The sequence below is a fragment of the Xenococcus sp. PCC 7305 genome (assembly GCF_000332055.1).
Classification (GTDB): Bacteria; Cyanobacteriota; Cyanobacteriia; order Cyanobacteriales; family Xenococcaceae; genus Xenococcus.
This window is the reverse complement of record NZ_ALVZ01000055.1, coordinates 1-10,271: the sequence shown is the minus strand read 5'-3', so window position 1 is coordinate 10,271 and position 10,271 is coordinate 1. Positions and strand designations below refer to the sequence as shown.

At 33.5% G+C, this 10,271-nt stretch carries 6 protein-coding genes and 1 pseudogene; 4 read left to right on the top strand and 3 right to left on the bottom strand.

The window, feature by feature from the left end:
- The coding region (galE, locus tag XEN7305_RS01295; protein WP_006507507.1) for a UDP-glucose 4-epimerase GalE at nucleotides 1-665 on the bottom strand (665 nt) is incomplete at its 3' end.
- 829 nt (nucleotides 666-1,494) lie between these two features.
- Here galE and XEN7305_RS01290 point away from each other — a divergent pair.
- The 3 genes from XEN7305_RS01290 to XEN7305_RS01280 all read left to right on the top strand — a co-directional run bounded on the left by XEN7305_RS01290 (nucleotide 1,495) and on the right by XEN7305_RS01280 (nucleotide 5,004).
- On the top strand, nucleotides 1,495-2,466 hold the full coding sequence (locus XEN7305_RS01290) for a hypothetical protein (protein WP_006507506.1): 972 nt from the start codon (nucleotides 1,495-1,497) through the stop codon (nucleotides 2,464-2,466).
- 81 nt (nucleotides 2,467-2,547) lie between these two features.
- Nucleotides 2,548-3,936 (top strand): sulfotransferase family protein, encoded by a 1,389-nt coding sequence (locus XEN7305_RS01285; RefSeq protein WP_040896333.1) that lies wholly within the window; start codon nucleotides 2,548-2,550, stop codon nucleotides 3,934-3,936.
- 120 nt (nucleotides 3,937-4,056) lie between these two features.
- Entirely contained in the window at nucleotides 4,057-5,004 is a 948-nt protein-coding gene (locus XEN7305_RS01280) for a class I SAM-dependent methyltransferase (protein WP_006507504.1), read from the top strand.
- A gap of 249 nt (nucleotides 5,005-5,253) precedes the next feature.
- Here the strand turns inward: XEN7305_RS01280 and XEN7305_RS01275 are convergent, their stop codons facing one another.
- Both XEN7305_RS01275 and XEN7305_RS01270 read right to left on the bottom strand, forming a co-directional pair.
- Nucleotides 5,254-8,634: a DUF6212 domain-containing protein gene (locus XEN7305_RS01275; RefSeq protein WP_040896331.1), complete on the bottom strand. Its 3,381-nt coding sequence runs from the start codon at nucleotides 8,632-8,634 to the stop codon at nucleotides 5,254-5,256.
- A gap of 167 nt (nucleotides 8,635-8,801) precedes the next feature.
- A complete protein-coding gene (locus XEN7305_RS01270; protein ID WP_006507502.1) occupies nucleotides 8,802-9,479 on the bottom strand; it encodes a class I SAM-dependent methyltransferase in 678 nt (225 codons plus the stop codon).
- A 539-nt stretch (nucleotides 9,480-10,018) separates the two neighbouring features.
- On the opposite strand from XEN7305_RS01270, the pseudogene XEN7305_RS01265 reads away from it, so the two are divergent.
- Nucleotides 10,019-10,271: pseudogene (locus XEN7305_RS01265) on the top strand (NAD-dependent dehydratase); the annotation flags it as partial.

The window sequence follows — 10,271 nt, the reverse complement described above, 5'->3', positions numbered from 1 at the left end:
ACACAAGTACCATCGGTCGTATCATAATCTGTGCCAAATATCGATATTGACTCTCGATGCCCTAAAGCAGTTTGTAACACTAATGGGATTAAGTGAGTTTCTGGATTGTGATCTTCTCCTAACAACCCTTCTGGGTTAGCACCAGCAGCATTAAAATAACGCAGGCATACAGAGCGAAAATCATAAGCATGACTAAAATCATGGAGCATTTTTTCTACCATTAACTTAGTCATCCCATAAGGATTAATCGGGTTTTGAGGCTGTTCTTCCTCAATAGGAATTACTTGAGGTACCCCATAGGTAGCACAGGTAGAAGAGAAGACAAATTTCTTAATTCCTGCTTCTAGCATTGCTTCTAGTAGAGTTAAAGTTCCAACAACATTATTACGATAATATTTCGCTGGATTTGTAACTGATTCTCCTACATAAGCATAGGCGGCAAAATGCATTACGGCATCTATTGAATGGGTAGAAAATATTTGTTGGAGTAAATTATAGTCACAAGTGTCACCAATAATTAGATTCGTTTTTAATACTGTTTCTACTAAGTCTTGATGGCCATACACTAAATTGTCGAGAATGATTACTTCGTATCCTGCTTGTTGTAATGCTAGAACAGAATGGGAGCCAATATATCCGGCACCGCCTGTTACAAGAATAGCCATATTTTAAATGTCTTACCTTAGATAATCAACAAAGTTTTGCTTACGGGTGACATCATAGTATATAGATTACATATTTACGTATTAATTTAAAGTAAAAAAAATTTTTGTTTTTATCTGTTTATTATTTGTGAATAAAAATACAGTATTTCCCTCTACTTCTTGTAATTAAATATTTGGATAAAATACGAGAAAAAACAATAGCGATTCAAATCGTTAAAATTGTTTGTTTACGACAAAATAATAACTCTAACTGTAAATTTTCGTTAGAAAAGCCTCAAGTGAATGAAATCACTATATTCTAATAATTTTTTACTTAGAGGTTGGATCATCGAAAAAAAAGCAATATAGAAGAGGTATTTAGCGAGTTGGAAATGGGAAATCTTGAAAGAGGATCTAGAAAGTTAACATATCGCTACATTGATCACGTTTTATCTTCTGTTCATTTAAAAAGATGGTTAAAGTTTTTTCTAGAGAACAAATTTTGGTTTTAAACTATCATTATTTAACCAATAATCTCAAATATTTGTAGAGCAACTGTATGATTTTTTTTTGAAGTTAAAAGGACATCGCCTTTCTAATTTAGAAAATATTTGTGCAAATAAATATCACCCTACCTTATCTTGTACAAGAGATAGATTAGATAAATACTTTGACTCATACAATCAATAATTGGAAGAAATGCTCAAAATTAAAATAAAATAAAATAATCTTGGCTTTTTGATTTAATGTAATTATTATTGTTGTTAACTCTAGCTTTTAGTAGTCTGAAAAATTAATTAGTAGGTTATTTCAAAAAGTTAATATAAGCTCAATCTATTAGGTATTAAATATGAGTATTTCTACAACTTCAATCTTAACTAATACTGAAGCTCAGGCTTTAAGAGATGTCGATGATATTCTTTTACCTCATCAGATAAATAATGTTCTTTCTATGTTGACTCATAAAGAGAAGAAACATTTATATAAAATTGCTAGTATCTATTTTAAAAATGAGGGATTGATGTTCGATGCTGGGTTGTTTTTTGGTGCATCAACTCTTTGTTTTGGTAAAGGTTTGCAAAATAATCCCAACTTTAAGATTGTGACCCCTAAGATTAAGCCAATCCAAAGTTTTGAGATGGGTACTTGCACTTCGTATAGTGCAAATCTAATTAATGAATTATATCCGGACTTACTTGAAATCAGAGCTGGTGACAACTTTCTCCCATTTCTAAGAAAAAATATCCAAAGTGTCAACTCACTCTCTCATTTACATGAAGGAGATATTGTCACTAAGATGCAATATCTTCCTGACTATACCTATGAAGTTGTTTTTTTAGACGTTCTAAAAAATTCAGACATTAATGATGCTGTTATAAAAAAAGTTTTTCCTCAAATGATACCAGGAAGAACTATTTTAATCCAACAGGATTTTGTCCATGAATGGCTGCCTTTTATCCATGTAAGCATGGGTTATTTAAAAGATTACTTTGAACTCCTTTTCACTTGTTCTGCCTCAGCATTTTATCTGAATATTAAACCAGTTCCTAAAGATATCCTCAATTGCAGTTTTTATCAAGATTTTGAACCTGATGAATTGCTTAAGTTCTTTGACCTATCCATAGATCCTCAATTTAATGAAGCAGAAAAATATAGGATTGATTTAGCTAAATCTGTTTTAATTACTCAAAAATTTGGCAAGCTAGAAGCATTAGATTTTTTACAAAAATGCCAAGAAAATTATCAAATCTTATCTGAAAAAGGCAAAAAAATTCCTCTAGTTGACACCCATATTAATTGGGTAAAAAATTATAAATCATAAAAAAATAATCATTAAGTTTAACCAGAACCGAGGCAAATTTTATTGATAATATATTCCCAGGGAAAAATTCCTACTACTGCTATGAATAAAATAGTTGAGAATAAAAGTCTGAGCTTCATTGAGCAAGCTAAAGTTCTAGAGAAACAAAACAAAATTGATGAAGCAATCTTATTTTATCAGAAAGCAGTTGAATTGGAACCCAAGCAACCTTTCTGGATCTACAAACGATTAGGAGATCTTCTGCGACAAAACGCTAGACTGGTAGATTCTATTGCAGCTTGCCAAAAAGCAATTGAATTAAAACCTGATAATGGAAATCTTTATTACAGCTTAGGAGCTTCCTACCGTAAACTTGGAGATGAGCAAAAAGCATTCATTAATTATCAGAAAGCAGTTGAGTTAAATCCTGAGCAACCTTTTTGGGTTTATAAAGAACTAGGAGATTTTTTCTTACAAGAGGACAAGCTAGAAGAAGCTATTTCAGCATATCAAAAAGTACTTGAACTGAATTCAGATAACTCTGCAAGATTATACCTCAATATGGGTGAAGCTTTTTCTAAACAAAAACAATGGGAAAAAGCAATTAATGTTTACCAAAAAGCATTGTCAATAGATCCATATTTAGGGGAACGAATTCACTTTTCAATCAGGCATGCCCAACTCCAACAGGGCCAGATAATAAAAGCCAGTATAAGCTATCAAAATGCAATTAAGAGACGTTATTTAATCAATCATAAGTATAAGATAGTTTATTGTCCTATTCCTAAGAATGCTTGTTCTCTTATTAAAACTACCATTGTAGAACATAGTCATGATAGGGATAGATATAAGAAATCAAATCAAGATATCCATTCATACACTTATATAAACGATAAAGGAGTTAGCTTAAATGATATTTCCTATCTCAATAACCCAGAATATTTTAAATTCGTTGTTTTAAGAAATCCATTTAATAGATTGGTTAGTGCATATATAGAAAAAATTGCCAGGAGAAAAAACCCAGTATTATTTGTGAAGGATGTTATCAAAGATGTTTATAAATTTTCAGGATTAGAGCCTGATATTGAGAAATCGATAACATTTAGTCAATTTATACATTACTTGGCTCGAACTGAGGATATTTATTTAAATCAACACTGGCGTCCACAATACACATTTTTAGGCGAAGGATTGTTCAAGTTTGATTTTATTGGCCAGTTTGAAAAATTAGATTCAGTCATTAGTTGTCTGGAACAAAAATTTCATCTCAATATTGAAACCTCTACTACTAAGCACATTACAGATTATTGTGTATTCGATGATCATGAAACTTTTCATGATAAATATCCAGCATACTTACGAAGTCTTGATGGCTTCCCCAAAGCACATCATTTCTACACTTCAGAACTGGAAGAATTAGTAAGGAAAAAATATGCGGAAGACATAAGAATATATGAAAAAGAGTTTAATACTACTCTGAGTATTCTTTGATATGATGTCTTGCCTAATCTCGACAATACGTTGTTTATCTAACTATGAAATAGTTTGTATCCACAAGCATGTTTCTATTTTTAGAACATTTACACTTTATACCCTTTTCCCAATTTTGTTATGTCTAGCTTTGACGAATATTTCAACTTTTTAATCACAGAACAACGTTCTGCCTATCTAGGTCTTGAAGACGGAAACCTATTTGCTAAACCAAATAATAAAAGAAAACTGATTTCAAAAATATTTTTAGAAAGGATGAGGAAAAATGGAGTTGAAGTTCCAGATGACTCCTATGAAGGTCTTTCTCATTCGATAAAAAATTTACCTTCCCAATTAGCAGATAAATTATCATTGGTAAACTTAGCCCCTCCTCCTGGGATTCAGTGGTTAGGACGTAAAAAGGGTTTGTTTTTTGATATTAGAACAGCAGATGATTTTGAAGATTGTATTGATCGCTCTCAATTTAATCTCAGAGACGGTTGTAAATATCTTGATTTTGGTTGTGCATCTGGTCGTACTTTGAGAACTTTTGCTTCTGCTTTACCTGAGTGCGATTGGTATGGTTGTGATCCAGTTCCATCATCAATGAAATGGGCTAGTTCTACATTTCCCAATATTAAATTTTTTACGAACCCAGAATTACCTCCATTGGATATCGAGTCGGATACATTCGATGGCATTTATGCCGCATCTATCTGGACTCACTTCAGGGAAGATGTTGCTCTACAATGGTTTGATGAGATGTATCGAATATTAAAACCTTATGGCTTTTTATTATTTACTGCAGCTGGATATCAGGCCGTCTTAGGTAGATATAAAGGTGATAAAAATAGAAGCAACAATCCTATACATTTAGAGAGTTTACTTAAATTAGATAACAAAGGTTTTTTCTTTTATCCTGCTTATGAAGAAAAAGGAATGGGTGATTTAAATACTAGTCATTGGGGTCTCGCATGTATTAGTCCTATATGGGTCTTGAATAAATTAAGTGGTCGCTGGGCAGTTAGATATTTTGAGGCTCAAAAGTATTGGAATAGACAAGATGTTTATGTGTTGCAAAAGATCTAATAGTGCCTCACATACTCTTCCATTCCTTGCTTTCTAAGGTTAAGCAGCCATATTATGCAAATTCTCATAAATAGAGTTTTCTACTAAAGTTATTGGCAACAATTATTGTTTCGAGGTTTCATTATAAAAGAATTGGTTTTTGGAAGTGAAACCTCATTCAGTCAGAACACTTCGATTTATGATGAATAAGGGATCGCATATCTTTATGTGATCCCTTATTAATTTCCTTCTATCTTCTATCAAACAACATTACACAATTGATAAATCATGCACAACCTTAAGCTTAGGTACCTGACTTTCAAAAGTATTTTCATAAATTCCTATCTCAAGATAACGCCAGATTGCATGACAATAAGCTGCTGAACCATTGGCTGGGACTTTTGTGGCAAAATAAATATCCCGAGCAGCATCTGTAGAACCTTGACAAACATATTTAACTTCTACTGCTAAATCTTTGTTGACTGTATCAATTGTCACCCAACCGGAAAATCCGTCGGATAAGATATCAATTGTTTCCAAATTTTGTTCCCAGTCCTTATCACTATCTGATGGAGCCACCCAAATCCCAAATTGTACGGGATTAGATTTTTGATTATTCAAACAAACTGTTGCTTTAATACAACTCGCTTCTGAGGGATAAAACTTTTTGGCAACTGCAATATGAACTTCATTTTTTACTGGATGCATAAACATTCCTCCAGATTCAAATTTGAAAGGAATAAAATCTACGTTAAATTTTCTCAATGGGTAAACATTGTGATTTTTAAAAGAACGACAAGGAAAAAAGCAACGTTCATTAACAACTAAATTTGTAGTAGGAGCAGGTTTTTTACTCAGTTCAGACTTTCTATGAGTAGTAATATGACTGAAGGTTGCATGAGCAAAATCCTGACTACCATCTTGAGGAATAGCGGTAACTAAAAAAATGTCTTTGTTTTCATGGCTAGGAGAGCTTAATTCTACACTTATAGGTTTAGAAATAAAAGGTTTATCCAATCGATGCCATCCAGACCAATGATTTAGCTTTTGCCATTCTAGTTTATTCCAATTTTTGACTAACATTGGACGTTCCTCAGTATCACTAATGAACATACCAAATAAAACTGAAGGCCCCAATTTATTTTTAATACAAATATTTGCTGATAGCTTGACTGCATTTTTTGGGAAACCCTCAGGAATAAATGCCAATGTAACAGCATCAGTTACTGGATGTAATTGCAAATTATCTTGATTTTTAAAGAGAATAAGGTCAAACCCATAATCTTTTTTGTTGAGTAACTGAATTTTATTTAAAGTTGCTACAGGAACTGGGGTTGCCTTTATCAGTTGACTCTTACCTTGAGACTTTTCTGAAGTTTTCTGGGCAAATTTTAGGATATTTTCAATGCTATTTGTATGATCTGCCGTGATTTGGGATGATAACTCTAATGCTAAATTTATTCTTCCTTCTTGCGCTGCTAACTCCATTATTTTTAGCAAAGAACTATCGGAATTAGGATCGCTAGACTTAAGTTCTCTCATCAACTCTCGATGGGGAGATGCGCTGATTTGCTTGTTTAAATTATCATTATCGCTATGCTTGATTCTAGAAGATAATGCCAACTCAATTATTGGTAATAATTGATTAGATTTGGCCTCAGCATAATTTTCCATAATAGTTCGGATGCTCTTAATTACAGGAGTTGTCCGAAACATACTGTTATATCTAATACGATACCAATATAAGGGTCTGGGAACCACATATAGTTTAAAGCCTTTAAGCAATGCTTGTGAAAATAGATGCCAATCTTGCATTGAATGCCCTCGATCCTCTAAAAAGCCCCCAAGAGATTGAAATGCAGTTCTTTTAAAAAGTGCATTAGCATCACCAAAAAAGTTCTTGAAAAAACCTGAGTATCCAGCAACCCCCAGTGGGAGGTTTTTTACGATGCCAGATTCACTGAGATCAGGACTTACCATTGAGTACAAAAAGTAACTAAAGCAAGTAAGTATATCCGCATTACTTGAGATAGCCGCCCTCACAAAGGATGACACTAAGGTGGGGCAGGCATAATTGTCATCATCCATAAAAATTAGATAATCGCCACTAGCATTTGATGCTGCATTATTTCTGGCTGCACCAAGATAACTATTTTTTTGTCTTAATATTTTCCAGCCTCTGGGGGCGAATAAGGTTTCTAGTTCGTTTAAGTAAGTCTTAGCCGCAGGTTTCGTACTACCATCATCAACTAAAATAACCTCAATGTTCGGATAATCTTGTGCTTCAATTCCTTTGATTGTTTGAGCCAATAGTCTTGGCTGATTATAATGAACCACACAAATAGTCACGAGTGGTTGGGTTTGATATATTTGAGCTTTTGGCTTATTCGCGATCGCGAAATATTCTTGAGCAATCCAATTATAAAAATTGGTCCAAACTTCTCTTAAGTAATTTTGTGAAAAAGCAACTCTAGCATTATTTCTTGGAGGATTTTTGATAACAGATTTAATAGAGTTTGCTAGCCCCTCTTTTGTGGGCTCTGCTAGACAAAATGAATGGTCTTCTGGATTAATTAACTCACCAGTTCCACCTACGGCCGTGCTAATAAAGGGAATAGAATTCAGCAAACACTCGGTAACTACTGTGGGTAAATTTTCACTCAAAGAAGGCATGACAGCTAGCCTCCCTTTTCCTCTAAGATAGGCTACGGCTTCTGGAGAACCATAACGACTTAAAAATTTTATTTTGTTTTTCCATTTGCTGGCACGTCTAATGATGAAAGCTCCAGAATGTTCACCGTAAATTTTACCGAATTTACCCATAAAGGTGATTGTTATATCTGGATAATCTTGGCAAATTTTATCGATAGCATCACAAAAAAGTACCAAGCCTTTACGTACTTCGTGACGACCGAAAAAAACTATTTCCTTAAAGGAATTTAAACTTCTGCTATTAAATACAGTTTCAGTATGCTGAGGCAAAATTTCCTCTGGCATCACATTTTGTTGAGAATATGTATTGGCAGGCAAGTTTTCCCCTTTTCCTGCGCACCAGTTAATTAAATATTGACTAGGCCCTATCAAAAAATCGGTGTTTTCCCGACAAAATTTTTCCATGTCAAGAACAATAAAATTGCCAATATCGCTATAGCATTTATCGTTGACCTCATGAAGCCATTGGTGACCGCTATTAAGTTTGACCAGGATAATAGTTTTTTGATGCGACTGACCAGTTTTTTTTGCCATTATTGTGTAATAACCTGGTGCCGTATATTCATCAAAATGAACAACATCAAATTCCCTTTGTGCCAACCATAAATCAATTGACCAAGATTTTCCCCTTAGAGAAGAAAATAATTCTGGATCTAGTTCTTGAGGGCATTCAAGATAACAAAGCTCAATTCCTTCTTGTTGGTATTTTTTTACCCAATCATCAAAACTACCTTCTGCACAGAATGGACCTTTGATTGTAGAACTTATATAAAGAACAGTAACTTGATGTCCATTTTTAGCTAAAAGCTTTGCATAACCAGTATTAGCAGTGGCTATCCCCCCATTGCGGAATGGCCCGAGTATTTCTCTAGTTACAACACAAATTTTGAGGGGGGTGCTTGGCTTGTTAGTATACTGAGGAAGATTAGGATATTTCATTATAAAAGTTTTATTATGAGCCTAATAAAAGTTAAATTCAAATTTTATTAGTAAAAAATCAGGTAAAAGCAATAGTATTCATGGATTATATTTTAACTATTGCTTTATTAATACTTTAATTTCGTTGAAGCCATTATTTGTGAATAGTGAATACATGTGGCGCTAGTCTAGGAAGCATCAACTATTTTTTTTATAGCTACATCATGATAGCCCAACTCCTGTAAAGCCAAATAACAGAGTTCCCAGCCCTCTTCCAAACAAAGTTCGTTGACGGCTTTCATAACTCCATAGCGACAAACTTCCTTAACTGACCAACTTGTATAATCATTAAAAACCAAGTAACCTTTCTTTTTAACCTTTAATTTGCCGTATTGTGCATCTCCTTTTACTGTTGCATAGTTATGACCGCCATCAATATAAATCCAATCAAAATGTTCATCAGGAAAAGACTGTAGTATATCGTGTGACCTTCCTTCATGAAGCTCAACAATTCCATCTTGGATATATGGCATGAAATATTCTTTATCAAAAATGTTGAAATTAATATCACACAGATGAAGCTTTTTCGGTTTGTTGATACTCAGAATTTCCTTAGCAAAACCGCCATACTGTGTGCCTACTTCCAAAACAACTCCATTTTTAGGCATTGCTTTAAGAGTAGTTAGCCTTGATTCAACTAAACGACAATTTTGAATATTTTGTGTTTCTAATTTGGGAGCAAAATAAGGAAAAGAACCGTGATCTTGCTCATGTTCTTTGATAAGAGTACGTAATTTACTTTGAGCCTCGTTAATTTGTTGATAAGATTCCTGAAGATTCTTCTTCCCTTTCCGTGTGAGTTGCATTATTATTCGTTCGATATAAATTGAAGTGGATACTATATTTCATGGCATTATTTTAGTTCAAGTGTAAGTAATTACCTGAATATTTTTTGATTTCCTAACTTGTTCTTTATATTTTGGAATATTGGTGAATACAAATAAGCCAACTGCTTCAGTATTTTCTCTTAGAGGAAAGAAAATCCCTCTTAATTATTGACGAATTAGGCTAGTGATTTCACTTATGCAAATATACTTAAGCACTGATAAATATTACAAAATATATCTAATAAAATTAAATTATTAACCATAGTATTACCCTAAAATTCCCCAGTATTACCCTAAAATTCCCCCAATTTAAAATTTGTGTTGCTATAATCTTGGTCGTTAAATTACGGGCATTAAGCTAGTTGAATTGCCGTAGAGATAAGAGTTTCCCTGGATATTTTCTATAGAAATAGTGATCAAATATAGTTGATTCTACGGCAATAAAAAGCCAAATAAAGCCACTTTCCCAGTATTACTGCGCATATATTCAAAAATCAAACAGAAGGAGATCTACTCTAATGAAGAAGAAAATCATTATCTTAGGTGGTGATGGATTTTGTGGTTGGCCCACTGCCTTATACCTGTCAGCTCAAGGTCATGATATTGTAATTATCGACAATCTCTCCCGTCGTAATATTGATAATGAATTAGAAAGTAATTCTTTGACTCCCATTCAGTCCATGTCAACCCGCCTCGACGCATGGCAAGAAGTTTCTGGTCAATCTATGACTTTTTATAATCTAGATGTTGCTCGAGAATATGACCGCTTAT